Genomic DNA, 21648 nt, shown 5'->3' with positions numbered 1-21648 from the left:
ACTCGAGCAACCCGGACGATCCGATGGCCCAAACTCGCCGTCGTGATGCTCGCTCTGTTCGCACAGATGGAACGCACCTACACCCTCGAACGCGCCGCCCACGCCCGCGAGGTCGCCACCGCGAAGGGCCGGCGCGCCGGGCGACCGCCGGTGGTCACCGAATCCCAACTCGCCCACGCCATCCAACTGCGAGATGCCGGCGCCACCGCCGCCGAGATCACAGCCAAGACCGGAATGACCCGCTCAACCCTCTACCGACACCTGCCACCGCGGCCAGCCGATCAGGTCACCGCCGCCGCTCCCCTGGCGCCGGTCGAGGCCTTGACCGAGAACGTGGCTCTGCCACCGGTGTCCGCCGCTAATCCTCGTCCCGGCGACGACCGGCTAATGTGCCCGACGTGCGGGTACCGTCCGCCGACGAGTCGGGAGGCGGTCCCTCACCTCAACGACCTCGACACCGTCTGGTTGCACCTCGATAGCACAGGCCGAGTGAGCGAGCAGCGGCACTGCGTCCGCTGCCAGCCCCACGAGCGGGTGACCGCCGTTGCCTGTGGACGCTGCGGGGACGGCCCGCTGGTCATCGGCACTGAACCGGATGCTGATCTGTCGGCAGCGACCCGACGGTGGCTCGAAGAGCAGGGCTGGCGAACCACACCGAATCTGTTGTGCTCCAACCACATCTGACATCATCTAGATTCGAAACTCGTTTGCGATTCGGAGAGCGTCCGCTTGAGTCCCCTGGAGTAGCAGTGAAGCCTGCGATCAGTCGCCGCTATATGTTCGAGCATGTTGTCCACCATATGAAGGACATGGACTTCGCCGGAGTGAGCACTCGTCGGGGCAAGGCCGACGACGTGTTCCATGTCGACGGCAAGGGCGTCGTTGGCCGCGGGACGGTGCAGACCAGCCCGGTCAACGCGACGCAGCTCGAATCAGTGCACAAGGACGTGTACTCGAAGAAGTCCGCGGATCGCTGGGTTCACTTTTCCTGGGGCGGCTACACGAAAGACGCCGAGGCGTTTGCGAACGCCAGGGGAATCGCGCTGTTCGAGTTTCAGTCGGACGGCCGGATCTCACCGCTCTCCAAACGGGCGGCAGTCATGTATCGCCGCAAGCCGTCGGAGCGATGGAAGACGCAGGCGGCATGGGCGGTAGTGGTCCTGGTGGCGATCGGGGCGTTTGCCGGGGCGTTGATCCTGTTCCCTGCGGTCCAGTGGGTTCTGGGGATCATCGCGGTGATCCTCGTCCTCGGCTTGGTCGCGATGGTCATCGACTTCATCAACCCTCGCCTGGTCAAGTAGTTCCCACCCGGAGTAACCTCCGCCGGCTCCGAGGATGTCGACATCCGTAGTGCGGCATGGGTTTCCTATCGAGGACCGACATGGGGCCTGTGGAAGTGCCCCACTCCAGCTCTAGCTTAAGGTCAGACCGTGACCGAGCAGACGCCGCCATCGCCGCCGCCCATCCAGGGCCCTGACAGGGCCTCGAACGACATGCAGTACCGCACGATGACGGTGAAGACGATTCGCGGTCGTGAGGGAGCGACGAGGACGAAGTGGCAGGACCAGGGTTGGGAGTTCGTCTCCCAGACTCAAGGCACATTGCGGACGGAACTTTCCTTCCGCAAGGTCAAGCCGAAGGGAGTTGGATCCTACGCGGCTCAGGCGTATGCAGCGTTCCGTCGCCTCCAGCCGAAGACCCAGAAGGTGACGCTGGGCATCGTCTGCGGATTGGTTGCGATCCTCGTCCTCGTGGGCGTGATCGCGAGTGCAGTGGGAGGCGAGAGCGAAGCACCCAACGCGACGGAGGCCTCAGCGACCAAGAGCGCCGCTCCGACTCCGGCACCGAGCGAGGAGCCGACCGCCCAGTCCCCGACGCAGGAGGTCAGGCCGTACTCATACGAGGGGCCGAAATACGAGGTGGTCACCGTTAACGAGGGCGCGGGCATGGGCAAGCTCGATCAGCATTGGGTCCACACCGCAAAGCTCGACTACTCGACCGACGCCTACAAAGAGCAGATCAAGTTGATCGTTGCCGACGTCGCGCGCGGTGCCGGAACCGCCAAGGTTCTCGTCGACGTGGTGACCGACAAGGAGATCATCCAAGCCGAGTCTGCCGACACGATCGGCGACTTCATGGATTCCCACGACCAGGACTACTGGAAGAACGTCATGGTTCCGAAGGAGGCGTCTGATTGGGTCGCTTCGTACGTCGGCGGTATCGACCAAGACGAAGGCAAGCTTAGCGATGCGGAGTCAGCCTTCGAGATCACGTGGTTTATCGCGGGCAATAGCCCGAAGTTTGAGAAGTGGAAGCCCGAGGTCACGGGGTCGCCGTAGCGCTGTAGTTGCCAGTGTGGCCGCCCCGGAATTGGGCGGCCACACTGTTTTCTGGGTGAAGGCGGTTGTCAGCCGGCGACTAGAGCATGTTTGACGCCCTGCCCGTGGGGCGTAACGGGCGAGCCACTTCCGCCGGTATAGGCGCTATGAAGCGATGGCATCTGGCAATCACGGTCGCAGCGGCATTGACGCTGTTCGGGTGCAGTTCTGATCCAACCGCATCTACTGAACAAACATCTTCGGTGCAGCCCTCCGGTATCTCGACGACGATGGAGGCTATACCCACGGCAGCTCAGGACACGCCCGCTCCGGCGACGATGGTTCAGGAACCGATCGCGACGGAGGCGGTCGTCGCCCCGGAGCCGGTCATCGTCGACTGCCAACCCGGGATGGGGCCTGTCACCACATACTGGTCAGACGGAACAGCCACCGGCTACTCCGACTACTGCCAGTCCGTCCAAGATCAGGCTGTTGCGGCCGAGGCTGCAGCGAACACCCCCGTCTGCGACGGAAACGTCTGCACGTATCCCAACGGAGTGCAGATGGCCGACCCCAGTACCCACCAAGTCGTCGTTCCCTACACCTGCGGCTATGACGTGCTGTGCGACGAGAACGGCAACGTCATACCCGGACCAGAAACCGGTGTGATGCTCGGAAACGGCTGGAGGTGCGCAGGAAACGGCTGCACCCGCCCCTAAGGCTTGTCGGACGAGCGAGTTGATCGCCCCTGGCCGGCCGCCTGGACAGCCTCTCCTCCAGCGGATCGTCGGCGCATCGCGCGGTGACTCCCCTGCGTGAGGCCGCCATGGTCGATGGGGTGTCGGCCCGCCGTCGACCTTGATGGTCGCCGGCGGGCCCGGGACGCTACTGGCCGATCAGGGTGGCGACCTCCATCTGGACCGCCACCCGGACGTCCGCCACCGCGGCGCTCAGCACAGAATCCACGGCGTCGGAGATCACTGATTCCCGCGACTCGATCTGCGCCTCGACCATCTCCCGCACCTGCACGGGATGCGCGTTGATCCACTGCACCAGGTCACCATCCAGTCCCCCGTCGTCGGTGAGGCCGTCGAGGATCCGGTCGGCCAGCCTCGGCGCCGGCGGCGCAGTGTGTGCGACAGCGAGGCCGGGCAGGCACGAGAGCGCGTTCACCGCATCGAACCCGTCGAACGGCTCATCTCCCCAGGACATTCCGCCGTAGAACGCGACCCAGGTACCGCCGATGCAGAACTCGGCCCGTCCCTTGAAGGAGCCCGCCGCGTACTCCTCCGCGGTCTCGTACTGGTCGAGTTGGGCAGCGACGACGCAGAGTCGGATCAGTTCGATCTCGGCTGATTCCGGGAGCGCGAGGTCGGCGGCGGCGGTGGCCGGCGGGCCCTCGGCGAGGATGGCGGTGACCGCCTCCGTCAGGTCGGACAGCAGTGTGTCGCACCCACCCGGTAACGCCCTGCGGTGGAGGGCGGCGTATCCCCGCTGCGCGCTCGCCGGGACCGGCGCGGCATGGGTGAACGCGAGACGCAGCCGGAAGTCGATACGGTCCCGATGAGCGACCAGTCCGGACGCTTCCCGTCGTGGCTGCCGGCCGCGGCGAGTTTGCCGCGGTGCACGCCGTCCTTGAGCGCGGTCACCGCGGCGGAGTTCGGGAGCTCGGTCGCGGCGAAGCGCATGAAAGGTGATGCCGGCGACGTGATCTGGCTGGTGAGCGACATCCGCGAAGCGTAGAAGAGCGGAGAGGTTCAGGCGGGTGGGCGTGCGGTGTCCCGCCGGACCGGTCAGGGCCGGTCGAGGACCACACCGAAGTCGACGAACAGCGACTCCTCGACGAGATCGCGGGCCCACCCCGGCCGGACGAGGTCGCCGGTGCGCTCCACCTCGATGGTGGGCGGGTCGGTCCGCTCGACCAGCAGTAGTGACCGCGCATCGAATCCGTTGCTGCACCGGTACCGCACGCCGCGTGCCGCGGGCGCTGCGACGAGGATCGCGGTGCACGTCGTGCGGGTGCTGCCGTACTCGCGCCACGTGCAGCCGGTCAGCGAGTTGTTCTGGTTGAGCGCGGTGAGTCCGGGCTGGGTGTCGAGGACGGCCACGATCACGTCCTGCTGCAGGATCATCCGGCTCATCGACAGCTCGGATAGATGGGCGGCAGAGAGGATTCCCGACTTCGGGATGTCGGTGGACCGGAGGATGCCCTCGGCGACCACCGCGCCGACGCTCAGCCCGACGTACAGGTATCCGCCGAGCCTGGACCCGCCTGGGCAGACGGTGTCGTCGTGGACCGGGTCGAAGCGGCCTTGCTGGGGGATCCGCTCGCGGCGGGGGTCGATGGTGAGGGCGTCGACGAGTGGCGCGATGTTCGTGGAGTTGAACGAGTTCGCGGGGTGGCGGCTGTCGGTGCGGTGGACGCGCCACAGTTGCGTGCCCGCGGCGATGACGTCGGTGTGCGCGGGGGCGCCGTTGTCGGTGCGCACGGGTCACATGCCCCGGCGGGCGGTGTCGAGGATGTTGTCGATCGCGATCTCGGTGAGGTCACCGGCCTCGAGGTCCTCGAGCGGGCTGCGGCCATCGAGGATGTCGGTGGGGGTGAGCCACCAGCTCGCCGCGCCGTAGGGGTCGTTCTCGACGTCGAGTCGCTGGTTGGCGTGCCGGACCAGCGGGTGGATGCGGTGCTGCTGAGTGTCGAGCTGGAAGGCCGGGTAGCGGTAGTCCGGGCGGGTGCCGATCGGCAGGCCGATCAGGTCGCCGGCCTTGCGACGCTTCTGCGCCACGCTCCGGGTGGGTGCGCTGGTGGGCGCGAGGATGGCGGCGACGGCCAGCGAGTCGATGAGCTGGAACGAGTCGAGGATCGAGTCGCGGCCCTCCGCGCGGGCGCGCTCTTGGGCGTGGTCGTCGCCCCCGGTCACGGTCCCGATCAGGTCCTGGGCCAGCTGGAGGCGCTGTTGCGCCGTCAGGGCGGTCACGCCGAGCTCGGTGAACGCCGCGACGAGGTCGCCGGGGCCTGCACCGGGCGAACGTCGCGGGACGTAGAAGACGTGGGGCTGGTCGATTGGGCGGTTGGCGGTGCCGTGACGATCCGTGGCCCTGATGAGGGCTGCCGAGAGGCAGGTGAGGTTCGAGCGGACGGTGAACTCGGCGCCCGCCGTGGCGATCTCGGCGGCGTACGCCTCGACCGCGGCATCGGCGTCGACCGGGTGGTGGGCACAGCCAGCGCCGGAAAGGACATCAGCGGCCATCTCAACCCTCCAATGGGTACGTTCCGTATCGGACGTACCCAGCGTACCTCGGTTGGTAGTTGTCGTCGACAGCCCGCGTGCAACCGGCCCCTGCAGCCCGCGTGGACCGAGTTCCCGGCGCAGTGGACGGCAGGGCTGCGATCAGCCGATTCGCAGGCGGGCGACCCCAGCAGGCCCGTCGAGCGGCGGCGCGTCGCCGGCCGGACAGGTCTCCCGTCTCGACTACGGGCCGTACACCCACTCGCCGCCGGCGCACATGATCGCCTTGCCTGCGGGTGTGGACGAGACGTTCTCGGTCGCCTGGTCGCATGCCTCCCCGGGGTTGTTGACCCCGGAAATCGGGGCGCTCATGACCCATTTCGTGCCGCCGCCGGCGCCCATGTAGACGCAGACGATGTCGCCGCCGGTGTTGACGTCGGTACCGATGTCGCTGACCGACGAGCAGGGCTGACCCACCGTCACCACCCCGGCCGACGACTGGGCGGGTTCGGCCTCCTCGGTGGTCTCGACCACGACCGGGTCCGGTTCCGGGGCCGCCTCGACCGGTGGGGCCTCCTGGACAGGCGTTGCCGCGGCCGGCGGCGCCGGTGGAGTGGCGCCGACCGTGGACCACGTCGCGTTCACGGACTGGTTCGGGGTGTAGCGCACCCGGTCGATCGCGGCGCCGTCAGCCACGGGGAAGACCACCCAGCCACGCACGCACTCACCGACGTTGACGACCTCCGAGCCGACCGGATACTCGGGCCGCGGGAACTGGTTGTACGTCAGGCTCGATGCCGGGTACCGGCCGTTGGTGGCGTCGAGGACCGACCACTGCGACCAACCGACCCCGATCGGGGCCTCCGCCCCGTCGATGCAGGTCTGGACCTCGGCGCCGACCCAGTGCCCTCCGCCGGGCGGGGCCGGCGCCTCGGGGGCGGCGGCCGGGTCGAAGTTGAGCACGGTCACCCGGGCCGCGGTCTGGCCGTCACCGGTGAAGGAGAGTTCCGATCCGAGAGGATCAGGTGCCGTGGACTTCGCCGGCACGTCGGTCGAGGTAGGGACCGCAGACACCGAGGCTGCGCCCGAGCCGGGGTCGTCGCTGCCACAGCCCGCCGTCGCCGCGACGATCACCGCGCACATCACTGTCACGTATCCCGCACGCCCACCCCATGCCCGGTTCATCGCCGAATCCTCCCATGCTGGTGTGTGCTCGTCGTGGATCAGCGTGGCGCAGATGCGCATTCGCGCGAGGGCCACGGGTCTTCCAGGTTCGCGCGCTGGTCACCCCGATGACTGTGTTGTCCGGTTCGCGTCTACCAGCTGCCGCCACTCAGGAGTTGGTCGGCGTGCTCGACAGTCGCGTCCACCATGGCGTCGATGCGCTCGAAGGGGTGCTTCGGGGTCAGGCCACTGACTACTGGGTCCGTCATGACGTCGAGCTGGACCGAGTAGGGGCCGTTCGACCAGCTGATGCGCGAGATGCCGAGCTCGGTGTTGATGATCTTCGCGCCGCCGCGGGTGGCGTCGAAGGGGATCCGGGTGCCGGTGGTGAGCAGGAAGGTCTGTTGGGTGCTGGTGGCATCCTCGGCCTGGGCGCGTGCCGCCTCTGGGGTGGTGAGGAGGTCGATCTCGATGACCACCCCGCTGTCGGCGTTGCCGCATGCGTAGGTGGCTCGGGTGTCGCCGCGCGCGAACTCATCCGGCGCGCCGCCGGCGGCGGCGGCGGTGCGCTCCTCGAAGCCGCCGGCTGCCAGGGCTGCGGGCTCGAGCAACGCGCAGGGATTATGCGCCGGAACAGCCGGAGCGGGCGGCCCGTCCGGGGCGGCTGGGATGGCCGCCGGTGCGGGGACCGGCTGGCCGGGGAAACGCACGGCTCCGGGGCATCCGGTGCGCGTGTACTCGGAAGGCTCCTTGCTGGTTTCGGTGGCCGGCGGCCCGGCGAGGGGCTGTCCGCCGTACACAATCCAGCAGGGACGCCCACCGCCGTAGGCGCTCTCGTCGAACTCGGTGTCCCATTCGATGGTGGTCAGCGCGTAGTCGGCGTCGTTGGCGTATCCGTAACAGTGGGCGGCCTCGGTCTGCTCGAGGTAGTGCTGCACGCACTGCCTCTGGAGGGCTTTGACCTGTTCTGCGTCGTCGGTACCGGCGACGAACCGCACGTTCGACTGGCCGCCCTTGTGGTCTTTCGACGTACCGTGCGCCCGGACCATCGATTCAGAGAAGGTCGGTGAGGCTGGGTCGGCGTTGTTGTCGGCGACTGCAGGCGGTGGCGGTAAGGCTGGCGTCGCCTGCACGGAGGTGACGGATTCAGATTCGTAGGCCTCAAGCTCGTCGTAGTGGACCGCGACGTCGACCAGGCCGACCAGAACCAGGAAGGCGAAGGGCGCGGCGACTCCGATCACAAGATTCAGGAACGTGGTGCCGGTTCGGTTGCCTGCCTGGGACCCAGTGGCCGCTGCTGCCCCGTTGTGTCGCTTGAGGATCGGCACAGCGAGGCAGAAGTAGAGCAGTGGCCACGCGATAGCAACCATCAGCGCCGCGGGGAGGAACAACACTTCGGTAAGCAGGAAGCTGACCGCGAGAAGCAGGAAGAGGGCACCGATCGCGGTACCGACGATTCGCAGCGCGATCCACAGACCGGTCACCGGCGGTGTCAGTCGCGGTGGGGTTCCCGGTTGCCACTGTGGCGGTGTCGATGGCGGCTGCCACTGCGGCGGCTGGGTCATTTCGTCCTCACTTCACCTGCGGGATTGGCCAAGCCCGGGTCGAGGGGTTGGTGTCGATTCCATGGAACGGTCAGGCGGCGCCTGCTTGTCGGAGGCTGCAATCGTTGGTGAGGCCCCTGGTGCCGATGTTGGACAGGGCGCCAGGGGCCGTCGATCGGGATCAGAGCGTGTTGACCCAGGCGATCCGGTCGGAGGACAGGGAGAACGTGTCCTTGAACAGCACGATGTATGTGCCGGGAGCTGCACCCTGGCGGGCGTCGAAGCAGATGCTGCCCATTGCCTCGCCGCCCGGTGCGAGCTGCCCGGATTGGAGCATTTCGTGGTTCGGGGCGTAGGTGGCGTTGCGGATCGCGCCGTTGGCGTCCTGCAGGTCCCAGTCGAAGTAGCCGTTGAAGTCGTTCTGTCTGTCGCCGACGTTCTTGATGGTGACGTCGCTGCACACGTAGTCGCCGATGGAGCTGCTGCCCTGTTCGAGGGGCGTCACGGTGTACGCGAGGTTGTCCCGGGTGATCGTGTCGCCGGCCATCGCGGAGGTGTCCTTGGCGAGCTTGCCGGGGAAGTCCGGCCCGCTGTTCGCCGCGGGAGCGCCGCCGCCGTTGCTCGATCCCGAACTGACGGTGGCGCTCTCGTCACCGCCGACTGCGGAGACCATGGCCACCGTGCAGCCACCGAAGAGCAGCACGGGGATGCCGATGACGATCCACGGCCAGACCTTGCGCTTCTTCTTCGCCGGCGGCTGCTGCGGGTACGGCTGCCCGGGATAGGGCTGATTCGGGTCGGTCATGTCGCTTCCTCCTGGGGATAGCTCTTTGCTGGTCTGGTGGTCGGCTGGCGCCCGATTGCGGTCGCGTCGCGTAAGCGTGCTGCAACTTCAAATTGAGGCCGGTTCGCCGCCGGTGGTTGTTTTGTGAAGCGGCGGGGCGATGGCGAAGCACCGTTTCCCGTCGTGTCGGGGGACGGGACGGCTTCGTTACCGCCGCTGATGCTGGAAGGAACGGTCAGAGACCAGCGGATCCGGACATCAGCAGCGGGGCCGCGAGGGGCAGCACGGCGCTACCGACCACCGCGCTGCCGACGACCGCGGATCCGATTGCGGCGCCGGTGAGGTCGGGGCCCGGGGCGACCGGAACGTCGCCGACGCGGGTCCAGGTGCCGCAGTACTCGGACTCGAAGGCGTAATCCGAGGGCAGGACGGTGACGATGACCTTCTCGGAGTGGGTGTAGTCGGAGGCGATGATGTCGTCGATCTCGCCGGTGGTGCCGGACAGGCGCTTCCAGTAGCAGCCCATGTAGTCGTCGACCTGGCCGGATGCGGTGTACTGCCCGGGTGCGAGCTCGGCACCGACGAGGTAGGTGCCCTCGCCGGGGGCGACGGTCTGTGCCGCGCTGGCGGTGCCTGCGCCCGCGAGGACGAGGCCGGCGGCGACAGCGCCTGCGATCGTGGCGGCATGCTTGTTCATGGATCTTCTCCTACTGGGTTTGGTTGCGCCGTTTGGGCGCTGGGCTGTAGCTGGCATGAAACTGCAGGCCAAGGATGTGGTTGTCGACTGTTTGAATGACTTAGCGCGGTCAGTTCACTGCGAGGGGTGAGCGGTGCACGATCGAGGTGCGCTTCGGGGACCGCGCGGCGGCGGACATCACGCAGGCAACGTGGCCGGATGTGGCAGCGTGAAGCGGCGTCTCGATCGCGTTCCCCCAGTTCAGTGCACCCACGATGTCCGAGCGGTGCGTGTTCCCCCGTCGGGGAACCTAGCGTCCCGTTCGCTACTTCACAGACAGTCTGTGAGAAGTGTGAGGTTCTGCACTGCATTGGTGGTCAGCAAGTGGGCTCCTTTCTGGCGGCTGTGGCGGTGTTGATAGCTCACTCGATGCGGACGGTGCGGCGCTTCATCCAATCGGGCGGAGTGGGTCCTACTTTCGGTCGGACCTAGGCGCGGATCTCGACCTTTCGGGTCCTGCCAGACCGATGTGGTGATTGCGTAGCCTCCATGCGGTGACTGCGAACATCGAGATCATCCGTCGCCGCGCCTGGACGACGGGCGCAGTGACACTGAGCGTCTTCTGCACCCTGATGGCCCTTGGGCTGTCCACCGACTCGGACAACGTCCACGGCTGGAACATCGCCGTCGGGTTCCTGCTGAACCTCGGCGCCGCCGTCGCACTGGTGTGGCGCCATGAGCGCCCCTGGTTGGTCCTCGCCCTGACATTGGCTGGGCCGCTGTTCTTTTCGACCGACGCCACGGCCGCGCTGATCGTGCTCTACGCGATCGCGAAGACCGAGCGGGGCGAGCGACTGGCCGCCGCGGCGATCGCGGTGTTCCTGGCGTGTGCCGCGTCGCTGACCTACGACGCCCACCGCACCCGCGACAACTCGGTTCTGACGATGGGCGCCACCCGGCCGGAGGCGGGTGCGCCGAAGCCGGAATGGGATATCGCACCGTGGATTCCGTGGTTCGTCGCCGCCTTACTGGTTGCGCTCGTGGTCGGCGGGGCGATGCTCAAACACACCCGGTCCGAGTTGGCCGAAGCCGAGCACAGCCGCGACGTTGCGACCGAGCAGACCTCCGTGATGCGCGACGAAGTGATCCGGACCGAGGAACGCACCCGCATCGCCCGGGACATGCACGACACCCTCGCCGCAAGCCTGAGCCGAATCTCGCTGTTCGCCGGCGCACTCCAGGTCAACGGCGCCGACAACCCGGAGAAGGTCGCCAACACCGCCTCAATGATCCGTTCCACTGCGCACGATGCACTTGACGATCTCAAGCACATTGTCGGAGTGCTCCGTGGATCCGCGGCGGCCGGCGCCCGGCCGAGCGGCCATCAGGGCATCGACAGCGTCGCTGAGCTCGTGCAGTCCGCGCGCGCCGCAGGCCTGCACGCAACCCTGTTCACGGACCTGCGGCCCGGCGACGTCGGGACGGTGTCCGGCCACGTCACCTACCGGGTGGTGCAGGAATCGCTCACCAACGCTCAGAAGTACGCGAGTGACCAGACCGTCCGAATCACGATCAGCGGTGCCTCCGACGTCGGTATCCGCATCGACATCCGCAACACCCTGAGCGCACAGCCCCCGACCGTTCCGCCCGGATCCGGAGCGGGCCTGCGCGGGCTCGCCGAACAGGCCTGCGACGTCGGCGGCACCCTCAACGCCGGTGTCCTCGGCACCGAGTTCGTGGTCGACTGCTGGCTCCCCTGGTACGCCTGAAACCCTGGAGCTGCGTGGACGGGGCGGATTCTGCGTTGATATTCGGGTTAAGTTCATTCAAATGAACGACATTGAGCTCCTGGGGCGGACCCGCACGGTTGGGTAGGGTTCGTGATCTTTGGAGAGATCGCTTGCCCCGTGAAGTCGGGGTGACCGCCATATCGTCCAGTCCCCTGATCGGGCTGTCCCCGCCGGGGAATACCCTGACGGCACCATGACTGCTGCCGATGTCATCACCGTGCTCATCGTCGACGACGACCCCTTCGTGCGCCGCGGCGTGGCCGACATCTTCGCCGCCGCCGAGGACATCACCGTCGTTGAAGGCGTCGATGACGGTGACCAGGTCCCTGCCGCCGTCGCAGCCCACCGGCCCCGAGTGGTGCTGATGGACTTGAAGATGCGACGCATCGGCGGCCTCGAAGCGACCCTGCACCTCATGACCCTCCCCGACCCGCCGCGTGTGATCGCGATGACCGCGATGGACGTCGATGACCTCGTCATCCAGGCAGTGACCGCCGGAGCCCACAGCTTCCTCTCGAAGGACGAAGCCCCCGAAACCTTCCACCAGTCGGTGCGCGCGGTGGCCGCCGGAAACACCCTGTTCAGCCAGGACTCGCTGCGGCGCATCGTCGCCGGCGCACTACCGCCGTCAGTTCCGGCTGCCGCGACGCCAGCTCTGGGGGCGCTCAGCGAACGTGAACGCGACGTACTGCAGGCCCTGGCGACCGGCGCATCGAATGCCGACATCGCCGCGGCCCTGTTCCTCAGTGAGACGACCGTCAAGACCCACATCTCCTCGGTCTTCACCAAGCTCGGCACCCGCAATCGTGTCGAAGCGGCACTTGCTGCGTTCCGGGCAGGCCTCGTTGCCTGAGGTACGGCTCCCTGGCCGTTGGTCTGGCGGTGGCGGACAGAGTCCTGCGCCGCGCGAGACATAGTGATGGCCCCGTCGGCGACTGTGACGGGGCCATCGTGCAGGGGGCCTTAGGCGCCGACGGTGAACTCGGAGTCGAACCAGTCGGACGGGGCCGTCAGGCGCGGTCCGGTCCCCCCGCTGGGCCGGAACACGGTCAGCGACTCGAGATGGACCGCGCTGATCTCGCCCACCGGCGGGCCGTACTTGATCGGCTCGGCAAGCTGCACCTGGGAACCGACCGCGCGGCGCGCCGCAGCACGGCGCTCAGTCCAGCGCGCGGCGTTGGCCCGCCACGTGAGCGCGTACTGGTTCGCGGTCGGTGTCAGCGCGGCGAGCAGCATCTTCGGCACCGCCCGCCAGTGCGACGGCCCGGAGTCCTCGTGCAGCCACTTGATGTAGATGTTGCCGCCGGAGGTGGCGAACAGCAGGAGGTGCGCGGTGACGGATCCGGCGCCGGCGCCGGCGTCGACGGCGGCGTACAGCACATGCGACCACTCGCCGTACGGGATCGGCTGCACCGAGTGCGCCACGACCGTGTGGTCCGGGTGCAGGTTGCGTTGTAGGTAGTTGAGCGCCTCCTGCTGGGGCGTCGTGTTGGCCGGGCGTGCGTAGCCGATAGATCCCATGTGTACTCCTCACGTCGATGGCGGTTGCTGTGTTGACCTGTCCCATCGTGTGGAGCGCCGGTTGGTCGTGCGGCACAGCGGGTTTGGGTGGATCGCGGCCGTGCAGGTCCTGCCGGCGCATCGCCGGGTGGCGGCGTCGTGGSCCGCGGACAGCGGGCCCGGCCTGGCCCGAAGGCCTCAGGCCCCGTATTCGCGGGTGTTCGACGTCAACGCCATCGACCTGGAGTGGCCGGCACTGAACCTCCCGCTGCGCTACGCCGGGGGTCTAACCTGGTCAGACGGTCGGGGAGGCCCGGAGGTGGATGTTTGATGTGGACACCGGAGACGATTGAGCAGATGCACTCCACATGGATGTGGCAGCTGCCCATCCCGGAGGCCTGGAAGATCACGCTGTGGTCCATCATCCCGTGTGACCTCGGCGGACACTGCCCCTGAGAGGAGGTGAGTTGATATGGGTGCAACAGCTTGGGCTTTTTGGGGGCCATGGGCACCGCTCATGTACGTGCTCTCCCTACTCGGAGTGCCGGTCAACTGAAACAGAATCGGTGCCCCGGCTGCAACGACGTCATCACCGGCAGCGACTGGGACTGCCGTTCCCGATGGAATGGCGGATCATGCTGTGGTCGATCATCGGCTGCGACCTCGGTGGACACTGCCCCTAACCGCGAAAGGCGTTGAGACATGTTCCAACTGTGGTGGTGGACAATGGACTTGCCCCCGAACTGGTCCGCGCGCTGATGGCAGTGACCCCGTGTGAATGGTGGGGATGGGGCCACTGCCCCTGATCGAAGGACAGGCGAATCGAATGGACTTCACAGACCTCTGGTGGACGCTGTGGTTCCTGCCTGAACCGGCTCGAATCTGGCTCATGCGCAACCTCCCGTGTGAGCTAGGCGGCTACTGCTACCACTGAGAAGGTGAACGAAATGGACAACGGATTTTTTGGGCCCGTTGGCGTAGTCATTTTGAATGCCATCGCATGGTGGCTTTACCTGACGCCCTGGTGACGCCCCGGCATCGGCGACACCTTCTGGTTCCTGCCGATTCCGTAACACCGACGTAGGCGGACCGGCCCGGCGTCCTGCACCCTTTCGCAAGGCGTTCCGGCCGTCCCGGCGCCGGCGGTCCCGAGGCCGATCGCAGCAGTGGCCAGCGCGCTGCTGCGATCGGCAGTATCGACACTCGAGTTTGTGCCATCAGGCGGGTACAAACCGTACTAGCCTGTTGATACAAATATGCTTCGAGAGGGAGGCTTGCATGCCAACGAACTTTCCCACCCCAACGACAATCGCGATGAGCCCCGGCACGGAAATCGTCTTCGGGGTGCTGCTCGTCGTCGCCGTCGCACTGATTCGACGCAGGGCGGGCTCGGGCAACGCGCAGCCCCTGCCACACCCGCCGACCGCCGCGGACGGCCTTGTCGGACGGGCCGCGGCCCTGGGAGCGCTTCTCGCGCTTGTCGGGTGGATCGCCGGGTCCGTGTCAGAGATGTACCTCGTTGCACCACCGGCTGTCACATGGTGGCACTATGCGGCTCCGATTGCGGGAGCTGCTGTCGGCGCCGCCGTTCTGCTGGTCATTGTCACGCGCACACCCACGCGCGTTGAGGCGCCCGTCGCTCCGACGACCCGACGCACATGGGCAACTTTCGCGAATCGCCGAGAGGTCGGCGCTGTCACCGCCACCATCGTGGCGCTGATCGTCGTATCGGTCCTGGCGGGGTTCGCCTCGAGCTCGGTAGACGGCGCCTGGTACAGCCGACTCGACATCGAGGGCGGAGGTTCCACCAGCTTCTATGGTTGGACGTACGGGCTTCCCGTGCTTGTTGCGACCGCCGTCCTTGTCGGATTGGGTTGGACCGCACTGTCCGTCGATGCCCGCCGCCCGTTCCGGCATCCCAGCGCTGTCGCGCTGGAAACAGCCAAGCGACGAGTCTCCGCGGCCGCGCTACTCCGACTTTCGTTCGGAGCATTGCTGCTCAGCCTCGGTGGGGCCCTGTCCTTCATCGGCGGATCCGGCATGGGGAGCAGCGGATTCGGAATCCCCGGAGTCGGCATGTTCGTGTGGAGCGCGGGATACTCGTCGTTCGCCCCGACGATCTTCTGGCTGGGGTGGGGAATGCAGGTTGTGGCTGTCGCGGCCCTTGTCCGCATCACCGTCGACGGCCTACGCCGCCGGCATGCGAGCACCACGCCGGCGGCAGGATTGCAGGAAGATGCAGTGGTCGCATGATGCCCGGCAAGGACGTTCAGATTCCGGACAACCCGACCGATTCAGCGTCGATCTACGATCACTTCCGCGGATTAATTGCGTCCGGGCGTCTCGGGGCGGGAGAGCGACTCCCCTCGGTACGACAGACGGCCCTCGACCTCGGAATCGCCCCCGGCACCGCCGCCCGCGCCTACAAGCAACTCGAACGTGACGGACTGGTCACCAGCCGCACCGGTGCGGGCACACGCGTTGCGACGGCAGCATCTCCACTGCCCCGATCCGTCGTCGTCAGAATCCGCGAGCTCGCCGATCTGACAATCCGCGAACACCTTCCACCCGAGGACGTGCTCACCGCACTCCGAGCCGAATTGGACGCAGCTTCGATTCCCCAACTGAACGATGAATGAGCGGCTCCGGCGACGAAGCGTGATGCCGGACCTACCCAAGGTAGGCAAGGTAGGGCAGCTATAGGGCCCAGCCGAGGTTGGCGATCGAGGCTAGCTGGTAGATGGTGGCCGGGTGTCTGCTTCCCGCGGGCCGTCGCCCGACCAGACACCCGGCTGGCCACACCAACATATATGACCAGGACGCTGTCGTGTCGGTGTATCTCGAGCGCTAGCTCATCGATTCATACCTACTTTGACGTCAGTCTGCCTCCGTCGAGGTAGAGCCGCATGCCCAACCACCTCGTCGACATCTGCGAGCCGCTACCGCGTCCTGGAAAGCCGGGCTGAAATGATCGATGCGACCTTGTCAGGGTCCTTGGGGGTGAACACCGGCGTCGTCCCCCAGCCCCAGTTCTCCAACACGATGCCCATCGTCTTCGCTGGTCGTCGAACGTCGAAGCTGTACCAGTAGCTGAAGTCGGTTGTGCCCCAAATTCTCCAGCGTCCACCAATGTCGGGGAGTGCTGCGAGGTGCATGGATTCGATCTTCTCGTAAGGCAGGAATCTGCTCACGAACGGGAAGTAGAAATGTCGAATCGCCACGCCTCTCTCATCGAGCCGGACCGTACCGTCTTCATAGAGAACCCCACCCATGCGCCAACCCTAGCGTCACAAAAAACCTGCATGTGCGCCCTGCCGTGTTCCGGTGGTGCCGGCGGCGACGGGTCAGCTCTCGTCGTACTTCTCCCAGAAGCGCGCCCGCAGCCGGAACCGGGTGTCCTCGTCGAGGTCGTATCTCTGCATCACGTCGGACGCGTCTTGCAGCAGTGCCCGGTCGATGTCCCGAGGGACCGAGGGTCGCGCCCGCTGCAGTCCCAGTCTGTCCTCGGGGGTGGCACTTTCGTGGAACGAGTTGAGAACGCGCTGGACGACCTCGTCGATGAGCTGGCCCCGCTCTGTGTCGTCGATGTACCCGGGGAGCCCGTGCGCGGGAGATCCGGTCGAGACGCTGTAGGCGAGCACGCTCGTCGGCTGCGGGGTTGCAGCCGCTGGACGTGGTGCTGCCGCTGCGAGGTCGAGGGGTTTGCGGACGGCTGGCGGTGCTGTGGCGGCCGCGGGCCGGGCAGGTGCCGGCTTCGGCGTGCTCGGCACGGGCACGGGTACGGGCTTCGGTGCGCTCGGTGCGAGCACAGGCGCTGGTTGGCGATCGACCTTCATCACCGCGGCATCGATTGCGGCGCTGTCGATGCTGTCGAGCTCGTCGGCGGCCCGGACCAGGTGCCGGCTCATACCGTGAGGCTTGCCCTCCACTGTGGGAACCGCCAACAACACCACCTGAATACCGTGCACCTGGGCTTCTTCGACGGCCTCGGTGAGATCGTCATCGCCGGACACGAGAAAGAACACGTCGGACGCGTTGTTGCGGGCGTGGGTCACCAGGTCGAGGCCGATGCGCAGATCGACGCCCTTCTGTTCGCCGCCAGCGCCGAACCGCCCGAGCCGAAGCTTCACCTTGGACAGCTCGCCGATGCGCTCCTGTTGGCAATCCGGGACACCGTTGTGGGCCGAGTCGTACCAGTGGACCCGCAACACCGGCAGGCCCGACCGGGCCTCCGCGGTCTCGACCAGCGAACGGATCAGCTTGGCGTAGTCGACGTGGATTCCGCTGCGCAGGGAGGTGCCGGTGGCCCGGGTCGCGGCGGAGGCGAGCAGGTATCCGGTGTCGATGTAGAGGGAGCAGGTCGATCGCATGGGTCACTATGGCATGCGCGACAGGTGGTTCCGGCTTGGCCAATACCGAAGGTCGTGTCCGCGGTGATTGCATAGAGCGGGCCGCGATGGTCACGGCGAGCGCGTGACGTAGCACCTCCAGCCACGGTCCGGGTGCGGCTGCCGAGTCAGTCAGGGAACCGTCCAGACACCGGCGCCGGGCGTGCTCGCGAGTAGCCCGTATCCAGGCAGCGTGGCCAGGGCGACCACCGTCCCGGAACCGGTCTCGACCGGTGTGCCGTCACTGAGGTATGCGACACCAGCTGCACCGGTGGAGATGTTTCGCCAGTGGACGAAGACATCGATGTCCGGCCCGAAGCGGGTCACTCCCGGAGTGTCAGTATCGGTGGTGGCGGTCAGGTAGAAGGAGCCCGCGCCCGGGAGTCCGTTCGCACCGAGGCCGAGAGCGGCGACAGGAATGGGGAAGACAGTGTCGGTCGGTGCGGCGGCGGCAGGGTGTGCCGCGAGAAGCAGTGCAGCGCCGGCTCCGGCGACGATCGATGCTCGGCGTAGACGGTGACGTTGCCTCATCGACAGACCTCCCAGCCCTGGCGGCCTGCCCCAACCCCCGAACACCGGCGCTGGCCGAAGAAGCTCTCAGTCTACGTCCGATACGGGTGGCCCCGACCATGAATCACCTGGTCGGGGCCGTCCTTGGCGTGCTACCCCTGGCCAAGCCGCGCTTCCGCGGCACATCGATGACGGCGCCAAGGTCCAGTCGGAACTTCTTCGCGCACTCCGATCCCGGCTCTTCGTCAACCAGGGGGCCTTGCGCGCGTGGTTGCGCACCGCGCACCCCCTTGGCGAGCTTCCCGTCGCCGGGCTCCAGGGCCGGAATCTAGCAGCAAATCGAGCAAGACGTCGGGTTCGGTGCGCGTCCGGTCGCACACATCAGTACAGGTCACGGCCTATATGTCCGTGTCGTCGACCGTGCTCAACAAGGCCGCGACGCCCGCTCATCTTCGTTGCATCTCGACACCCGATTCGCGCCCAAAACCCGCTTTTCCCACTCCGCCCCCTCGTCACTCCTGTTTTCTGTGCGATTACCGACGAGAATTTCAGTTCCCGCAGCGTCTCCGGCAAAAGGCCACCTCAGCTCGTTTTTCGTCGGTCGATGGTGGGTAGATTGCCCAGCGGGACGGCTACTTGGACGAGGTCATGACCCGCCCAGTGCGATTCAGCGCGCTACCTCGACCCCATGGCATGCATCGAGATTCCGGGCGAACGAGTTCCGACGTGGCGATTCGCACCTGACGACCTGCCGTCTGAGTTCGATTCGCCGGTCTCGGAGTTGACATCGGTCTTAGCGTCGGCGGGCTACTGGCCGCTGTTCCGCGGCGTGTCCATCGACCGGTATCCCGCGATCGTCAACCGAGGTGTCGACGCGGACCCCACCGACACGGCGATCTTCTGCACCGACGACCTGTTCAAGGCGCTGGAGTACACCATGTGGCCGCCCGGTCAGCGTGCCGGCGCAGTCATGATCTTCCGAGGACCGCTGCTGCTACGCAGTTTCAAAATCCTGCCCGACACTGCGTCCGTCGAGGAGACCGAAGCGGTCCGCCGCGACTACCCGCATTTCCACGACGACGGAACCACCCGATGGTGGTCACGGGTGCAGAACTCGGCAGCGTTCGGCTACGAGGAGGCCTACGGCTACTGGATTCCCGGCGACCCGTTCGATGCCCTGGCCGCGGTGCTCCTGGTCGGCGATATCGCCGAGCACCTGGACTGGGCGCCGCAGGGTGACCAGTCGCACGTCGGAGCACCGTCGGACAGCGCCTCGCCGCCGGCGTAGGTGCGGCGATTCGGATGGATGGAGCTCAAGTGAGCGACTTCAAGTACGACATCGACGGCGTTCAGTTCGGCGAACCTTCCGGACCGTACGTCGCCAGCACTGGCACGAACGGTGCCGCCAAGCGCCCCGATGTCGTACTGAAGCCGACGCTGCCGAGTATCCCCTGCAGACCGCGGGTCGGGTCAGACCTGTGATGTCATTCGGGCACCACCGGCTCGGCGTGGGCACCGTGCCGCAGGCTCTGCCTTAGCCCCGTCGTCTCGGGTATGTCTGACAATTGCTCGAGTGACACGGTCGCGCGGCAGCATGTTCGGCCGCTGAGGACCAGCAGTGACTCATCCAGGAGCGAACCCCTTGACCGGCCCCCGCCGGGCGAAAAGTCGCGCGTTGGATCGCCGCCGTCCCGCTGGTAGTCCGCGAAGGACCGTCCTCGCGCTCAGAGGTCAGGCGGACGGGCTCGGCCGCCGCAACTGACCTCTCTGAATGGCCGTGCGACTGCGGATTCCGGTCGTCGGCATACACGCCCGGCTTACGCACGTACCGGCGGCGGCCACGCCTGAGCGAGGAAGTTGCTCGCCGTCCTCGACTCCGAAGCTTGAACAGTCAGTTGATCGGTTCGGGGCAGTTACCGGTGTTGGCGCCGATGGAGTTGATTTCGGCGTTCGACCGGGGATCACCCGCGTAGTTGATCCGGTTCGTGCAACGGTACGACGTGTCGTACTCGTCCTTCGGTTCGACCTGAGGAAGCGGCGTGTAGGTGGGCTCCTGCTCGGGGTAAGGCGCGTTGCGATTGGCCTCCACTTCAGCGGACAGTGCCGCGTCGTGTTGCGCTTGGCAGTAGTCCGTGTACCCGGTGACCGACCCGTCGGACCAGTACGTCTCGATCGGTCCCATTCCCATCTGGCAACCGGTGATGACGGGGGCCGGCTCTGTCGCCACCGGATTCAGGGGCTGTTGCACCGTGATCTCGACCGGTTCGGGCGCCGCGGTCGGCGATGGCGACTCAGCTACGGGCGCCTGCGTGGGAGCACTCGTCGGCGCAGACGAACTCGTCGTCACCGGCGAGGGCGGACCATCCTCTCCGGCATCGGTTGCGCAGCCGATGAGTCCTGCACCCACCAACACGACCAGCAGTGCTCGCCAACCATTCATGTACTGAATACCGCGATCGTCGCCGCTGCCGTTACACCGAAAAGCTCCGCGACCACACCGCGTATGTCCCGATAGGTGGACCGATCCGCGTGCCCGGCGCGGTCGTCACTACCGGTTGCCGTCGCTGATCACCGTGGCACTGTGCGCCGTCGCCACCGGCGCTCGATCGTTCTCCGCCGTCGCAGAATGAGCGGCTGCGAACGAAGGCCTAGAAGAGATTGAGAGGGCCGGTCAGCATGAGAGGGCCACCGGTCAAGTCGGATCCGTCGGCGAAGTAGCTGAACCGAAGACACCGGAGGACGCGTACACTGCCTCCCTTCCCGATGCGGTCATTGCCTTGTCCAGCGCAATCCCGCCAGGCGGAGAGCCCGTCCGTGACTGGTGCTCCGTTGACCTTCTCCTCAGCCATACCCCTTGTTGTCCCGCCAACCTGACCTACTCAGCGACACTCGTCACGGGCCCCAGCGTCCCGTCAACCGCGGGCGCGCAACCCGCATATCCCGCACATCCCGCGTACCCTGGGTAGGGAGCCGGGAAGGTGATCTTCAGATGACACGAGGGCCAGAGACAGAAGCGTCGCAGGAGCTGCGCCCGGCGGCCGAGATGGCGCAGTTGCTGGAGGACCTCGTCGACGGAGATGACTTCCGGAAGTACCTGGAGGATGTCCGTTACTACTCCGGACGACTGACCGAGGTAGCGGCCGCCGTCAGGCGGGTGACGGTACTGGACGCACCTACCGCTGACGCCCTCCGGGCGCTCTCCGAGAAGGTGCGAGCGCCGATGCTCGAGGCCTCCCAGGCGGTGGCCTTGCTCGTGCAGCGGCAAACCACACTCGCTGCCGGCGAGAAGGTCGCGGTTTCGTATCCGCGAGGGATAACTGACGACGGCTGGGGTCCGCTGGTCTCCTACGAGGAAGCCACGGCCCTGGAACGGGAGAACCTCCGTCTCCAGATCGAACAGAGACAAGAGCAGTTGGCCTGTTCGTTCACCCGCCCGGAGGCTGCCGCGCTGCTCGGCGTCTCACCGCAGACAGTCTCCGACATGATCGCCGAGCACCGACTGGTCGGGATCAAGGACGCGCGCACGTGGAAGCTGCCCGCATGGCAGTTCACCCCGGATCTCGAAGAACCGGTCCTCCCCCAGATGAGCCGCCTTGCACGGGAGTTCCCCGGCGGTGTCGTAAGTCTGTCGAGGTGGATGAGCCGACCGAACGACAACTTCGCTGGCCGCACCCCCGCGCAGGAGATGATCCGAGACAGCGACCGTGTCTTCGCCGTCGTCAGTTCGCTGGCGACGGTCTGATA

At 66.7% G+C, this 21648-nt stretch carries 25 protein-coding genes; 13 read left to right on the top strand and 12 right to left on the bottom strand.

Features of this window, described 5'->3' with window-relative positions; genetic code table 11:
- Positions 1 to 45: 45 nt before the first annotated feature.
- The 4 genes from AC1DWC_RS10625 to AC1DWC_RS10610 all read left to right on the top strand — a co-directional run bounded on the left by AC1DWC_RS10625 (position 46) and on the right by AC1DWC_RS10610 (position 3037).
- The gene (locus AC1DWC_RS10625) at positions 46 to 684 is read left to right on the top strand and encodes a helix-turn-helix domain-containing protein (protein WP_477907900.1); all 639 of its coding nucleotides are present in this window, start codon (positions 46 to 48) and stop codon (positions 682 to 684) included.
- A gap of 65 nt (positions 685 to 749) precedes the next feature.
- A complete protein-coding gene (locus AC1DWC_RS10620) occupies positions 750 to 1301 on the top strand; it encodes a hypothetical protein (protein ID WP_477907820.1) in 552 nt (183 codons plus the stop codon).
- A gap of 129 nt (positions 1302 to 1430) precedes the next feature.
- The gene (locus AC1DWC_RS10615; RefSeq protein WP_477907817.1) at positions 1431 to 2339 is read left to right on the top strand and encodes a hypothetical protein; all 909 of its coding nucleotides are present in this window, start codon (positions 1431 to 1433) and stop codon (positions 2337 to 2339) included.
- A gap of 242 nt (positions 2340 to 2581) precedes the next feature.
- A complete protein-coding gene (locus AC1DWC_RS10610) occupies positions 2582 to 3037 on the top strand; it encodes a hypothetical protein (RefSeq protein WP_072844543.1) in 456 nt (151 codons plus the stop codon).
- Between the two features lie 166 nt (positions 3038 to 3203).
- Here AC1DWC_RS10610 and AC1DWC_RS10605 read toward each other — a convergent pair whose 3' ends face one another.
- The gene (locus tag AC1DWC_RS10605) at positions 3204 to 3530 is read right to left on the bottom strand and encodes a hypothetical protein (protein WP_477907815.1); all 327 of its coding nucleotides are present in this window, start codon (positions 3528 to 3530) and stop codon (positions 3204 to 3206) included.
- A 309-nt stretch (positions 3531 to 3839) separates the two neighbouring features.
- Here AC1DWC_RS10605 and AC1DWC_RS10600 point away from each other — a divergent pair, with 309 nt between their 5' ends.
- Positions 3840 to 4061 carry a hypothetical protein gene (locus tag AC1DWC_RS10600; protein WP_477907813.1) on the top strand — a complete coding sequence of 74 codons (222 nt, stop codon included), beginning with the start codon at positions 3840 to 3842 and terminating at the stop codon, positions 4059 to 4061.
- A 50-nt stretch (positions 4062 to 4111) separates the two neighbouring features.
- Here AC1DWC_RS10600 and AC1DWC_RS10595 read toward each other — a convergent pair whose 3' ends face one another.
- From AC1DWC_RS10595 to AC1DWC_RS10570, 6 genes are all read right to left on the bottom strand, one after another.
- A complete protein-coding gene (locus AC1DWC_RS10595; protein WP_477907811.1) occupies positions 4112 to 4807 on the bottom strand; it encodes a hypothetical protein in 696 nt (231 codons plus the stop codon).
- Positions 4808 to 4810: 3 nt separating this feature from the next.
- Positions 4811 to 5569, bottom strand: a complete 759-nt coding sequence (locus AC1DWC_RS10590; protein WP_072844540.1) for a hypothetical protein — start codon at positions 5567 to 5569, stop codon at positions 4811 to 4813.
- Positions 5570 to 5791: 222 nt separating this feature from the next.
- The gene (locus tag AC1DWC_RS10585; protein ID WP_477907809.1) at positions 5792 to 6808 is read right to left on the bottom strand and encodes a hypothetical protein; all 1017 of its coding nucleotides are present in this window, start codon (positions 6806 to 6808) and stop codon (positions 5792 to 5794) included.
- 56 nt (positions 6809 to 6864) lie between these two features.
- Positions 6865 to 8196, bottom strand: a complete 1332-nt coding sequence (locus AC1DWC_RS10580; RefSeq protein ID WP_477907807.1) for a hypothetical protein — start codon at positions 8194 to 8196, stop codon at positions 6865 to 6867.
- A 241-nt stretch (positions 8197 to 8437) separates the two neighbouring features.
- Positions 8438 to 9061, bottom strand: coding sequence for a DUF4352 domain-containing protein (locus AC1DWC_RS10575; protein WP_477907805.1), 624 nt, complete (start codon positions 9059 to 9061; stop codon positions 8438 to 8440).
- A gap of 214 nt (positions 9062 to 9275) precedes the next feature.
- A complete protein-coding gene (locus AC1DWC_RS10570; protein ID WP_477907803.1) occupies positions 9276 to 9737 on the bottom strand; it encodes a hypothetical protein in 462 nt (153 codons plus the stop codon).
- A gap of 611 nt (positions 9738 to 10348) precedes the next feature.
- Between AC1DWC_RS10570 and AC1DWC_RS10565 the strand changes: the two genes are divergently transcribed.
- The gene (locus AC1DWC_RS10565) at positions 10349 to 11485 is read left to right on the top strand and encodes a sensor histidine kinase (RefSeq protein ID WP_477907898.1); all 1137 of its coding nucleotides are present in this window, start codon (positions 10349 to 10351) and stop codon (positions 11483 to 11485) included.
- Between the two features lie 214 nt (positions 11486 to 11699).
- Positions 11700 to 12359 carry a response regulator gene (locus AC1DWC_RS10560; protein WP_477907801.1) on the top strand — a complete coding sequence of 220 codons (660 nt, stop codon included), beginning with the start codon at positions 11700 to 11702 and terminating at the stop codon, positions 12357 to 12359.
- Between the two features lie 110 nt (positions 12360 to 12469).
- Here the strand turns inward: AC1DWC_RS10560 and AC1DWC_RS10555 are convergent, their stop codons facing one another.
- Positions 12470 to 13027 carry a hypothetical protein gene (locus tag AC1DWC_RS10555; protein WP_477907799.1) on the bottom strand — a complete coding sequence of 186 codons (558 nt, stop codon included), beginning with the start codon at positions 13025 to 13027 and terminating at the stop codon, positions 12470 to 12472.
- A 1293-nt stretch (positions 13028 to 14320) separates the two neighbouring features.
- On the opposite strand from AC1DWC_RS10555, the gene AC1DWC_RS10550 reads away from it, so the two are divergent.
- Together AC1DWC_RS10550 and AC1DWC_RS10545 are read left to right on the top strand one after the other, a co-directional pair.
- Complete coding sequence (locus tag AC1DWC_RS10550) at positions 14321 to 15259, top strand: hypothetical protein (RefSeq protein ID WP_477907797.1); 939 nt, start codon at positions 14321 to 14323, stop codon at positions 15257 to 15259.
- The gene (locus AC1DWC_RS10545) at positions 15256 to 15645 is read left to right on the top strand and encodes a GntR family transcriptional regulator (protein ID WP_477907795.1); all 390 of its coding nucleotides are present in this window, start codon (positions 15256 to 15258) and stop codon (positions 15643 to 15645) included. Before AC1DWC_RS10550 ends, AC1DWC_RS10545 begins: the two co-directional genes overlap by 4 nt.
- Before the next feature lie 300 nt (positions 15646 to 15945).
- Here the strand turns inward: AC1DWC_RS10545 and AC1DWC_RS10540 are convergent, their stop codons facing one another.
- The 3 genes from AC1DWC_RS10540 to AC1DWC_RS10530 all read right to left on the bottom strand — a co-directional run bounded on the left by AC1DWC_RS10540 (position 15946) and on the right by AC1DWC_RS10530 (position 17925).
- Positions 15946 to 16278 carry a hypothetical protein gene (locus tag AC1DWC_RS10540; protein WP_477907793.1) on the bottom strand — a complete coding sequence of 111 codons (333 nt, stop codon included), beginning with the start codon at positions 16276 to 16278 and terminating at the stop codon, positions 15946 to 15948.
- Between the two features lie 72 nt (positions 16279 to 16350).
- On the bottom strand, positions 16351 to 17376 hold the full coding sequence (locus AC1DWC_RS10535; RefSeq protein WP_477907791.1) for an NYN domain-containing protein: 1026 nt from the start codon (positions 17374 to 17376) through the stop codon (positions 16351 to 16353).
- Between the two features lie 150 nt (positions 17377 to 17526).
- A complete protein-coding gene (locus tag AC1DWC_RS10530) occupies positions 17527 to 17925 on the bottom strand; it encodes a hypothetical protein (RefSeq protein WP_477907789.1) in 399 nt (132 codons plus the stop codon).
- A 760-nt stretch (positions 17926 to 18685) separates the two neighbouring features.
- Here AC1DWC_RS10530 and AC1DWC_RS10525 point away from each other — a divergent pair.
- Together AC1DWC_RS10525 and AC1DWC_RS10520 are read left to right on the top strand one after the other, a co-directional pair.
- Positions 18686 to 19192 carry a hypothetical protein gene (locus AC1DWC_RS10525; protein WP_477907787.1) on the top strand — a complete coding sequence of 169 codons (507 nt, stop codon included), beginning with the start codon at positions 18686 to 18688 and terminating at the stop codon, positions 19190 to 19192.
- A gap of 29 nt (positions 19193 to 19221) precedes the next feature.
- The gene (locus AC1DWC_RS10520) at positions 19222 to 19386 is read left to right on the top strand and encodes a hypothetical protein (protein ID WP_477907785.1); all 165 of its coding nucleotides are present in this window, start codon (positions 19222 to 19224) and stop codon (positions 19384 to 19386) included.
- Positions 19387 to 19795: 409 nt separating this feature from the next.
- On the opposite strand, the gene AC1DWC_RS10515 is transcribed toward AC1DWC_RS10520, so the two are convergent.
- Positions 19796 to 20311, bottom strand: coding sequence for a hypothetical protein (locus AC1DWC_RS10515; RefSeq protein ID WP_477907783.1), 516 nt, complete (start codon positions 20309 to 20311; stop codon positions 19796 to 19798).
- A gap of 40 nt (positions 20312 to 20351) precedes the next feature.
- Between AC1DWC_RS10515 and AC1DWC_RS10510 the strand changes: the two genes are divergently transcribed.
- Both AC1DWC_RS10510 and AC1DWC_RS10505 read left to right on the top strand, forming a co-directional pair.
- Positions 20352 to 20534 carry a transposase family protein gene (locus AC1DWC_RS10510; protein WP_477907896.1) on the top strand — a complete coding sequence of 61 codons (183 nt, stop codon included), beginning with the start codon at positions 20352 to 20354 and terminating at the stop codon, positions 20532 to 20534.
- Between the two features lie 422 nt (positions 20535 to 20956).
- On the top strand, positions 20957 to 21646 hold the full coding sequence (locus AC1DWC_RS10505; protein WP_477907781.1) for a helix-turn-helix domain-containing protein: 690 nt from the start codon (positions 20957 to 20959) through the stop codon (positions 21644 to 21646).
- The last annotated feature ends 2 nt before the right edge of the window (positions 21647 to 21648 follow it).

The organism is Rhodococcus sp. P4_C10 (assembly GCF_056402135.1).
Note: the sequence above shows the minus strand (reverse complement) of the source record. Positions and strands in the feature narration are given on the sequence as shown.

Excerpts from the sequence above, each read along its gene's own strand:
- AC1DWC_RS10625 (WP_477907900.1), top strand. The coding sequence starts at position 46 with ATGCTCGCTCTGTTCGCACAGATGGAACGCACCTACACCCTCGAACGC.
- AC1DWC_RS10605 (WP_477907815.1), bottom strand. The coding sequence starts at position 3,530 with ATGTCCTGGGGAGATGAGCCGTTCGACGGGTTCGATGCGGTGAACGCG.
- AC1DWC_RS10600 (WP_477907813.1), top strand. The coding sequence starts at position 3,840 with ATGGGTGAACGCGAGACGCAGCCGGAAGTCGATACGGTCCCGATGAGC.
- AC1DWC_RS10590 (WP_072844540.1), bottom strand. The coding sequence starts at position 5,569 with ATGGCCGCTGATGTCCTTTCCGGCGCTGGCTGTGCCCACCACCCGGTC.
- AC1DWC_RS10575 (WP_477907805.1), bottom strand. The coding sequence starts at position 9,061 with ATGACCGACCCGAATCAGCCCTATCCCGGGCAGCCGTACCCGCAGCAG.
- AC1DWC_RS10570 (WP_477907803.1), bottom strand. The coding sequence starts at position 9,737 with ATGAACAAGCATGCCGCCACGATCGCAGGCGCTGTCGCCGCCGGCCTC.
- AC1DWC_RS10565 (WP_477907898.1), top strand. The coding sequence starts at position 10,349 with ATGGCCCTTGGGCTGTCCACCGACTCGGACAACGTCCACGGCTGGAAC.
- AC1DWC_RS10560 (WP_477907801.1), top strand. The coding sequence starts at position 11,700 with ATGACTGCTGCCGATGTCATCACCGTGCTCATCGTCGACGACGACCCC.
- AC1DWC_RS10555 (WP_477907799.1), bottom strand. The coding sequence starts at position 13,027 with ATGGGATCTATCGGCTACGCACGCCCGGCCAACACGACGCCCCAGCAG.
- AC1DWC_RS10550 (WP_477907797.1), top strand. The coding sequence starts at position 14,321 with ATGAGCCCCGGCACGGAAATCGTCTTCGGGGTGCTGCTCGTCGTCGCC.
- AC1DWC_RS10545 (WP_477907795.1), top strand. The coding sequence starts at position 15,256 with ATGATGCCCGGCAAGGACGTTCAGATTCCGGACAACCCGACCGATTCA.
- AC1DWC_RS10540 (WP_477907793.1), bottom strand. The coding sequence starts at position 16,278 with ATGGGTGGGGTTCTCTATGAAGACGGTACGGTCCGGCTCGATGAGAGA.
- AC1DWC_RS10535 (WP_477907791.1), bottom strand. The coding sequence starts at position 17,376 with ATGCGATCGACCTGCTCCCTCTACATCGACACCGGATACCTGCTCGCC.
- AC1DWC_RS10530 (WP_477907789.1), bottom strand. The coding sequence starts at position 17,925 with ATGAGGCAACGTCACCGTCTACGCCGAGCATCGATCGTCGCCGGAGCC.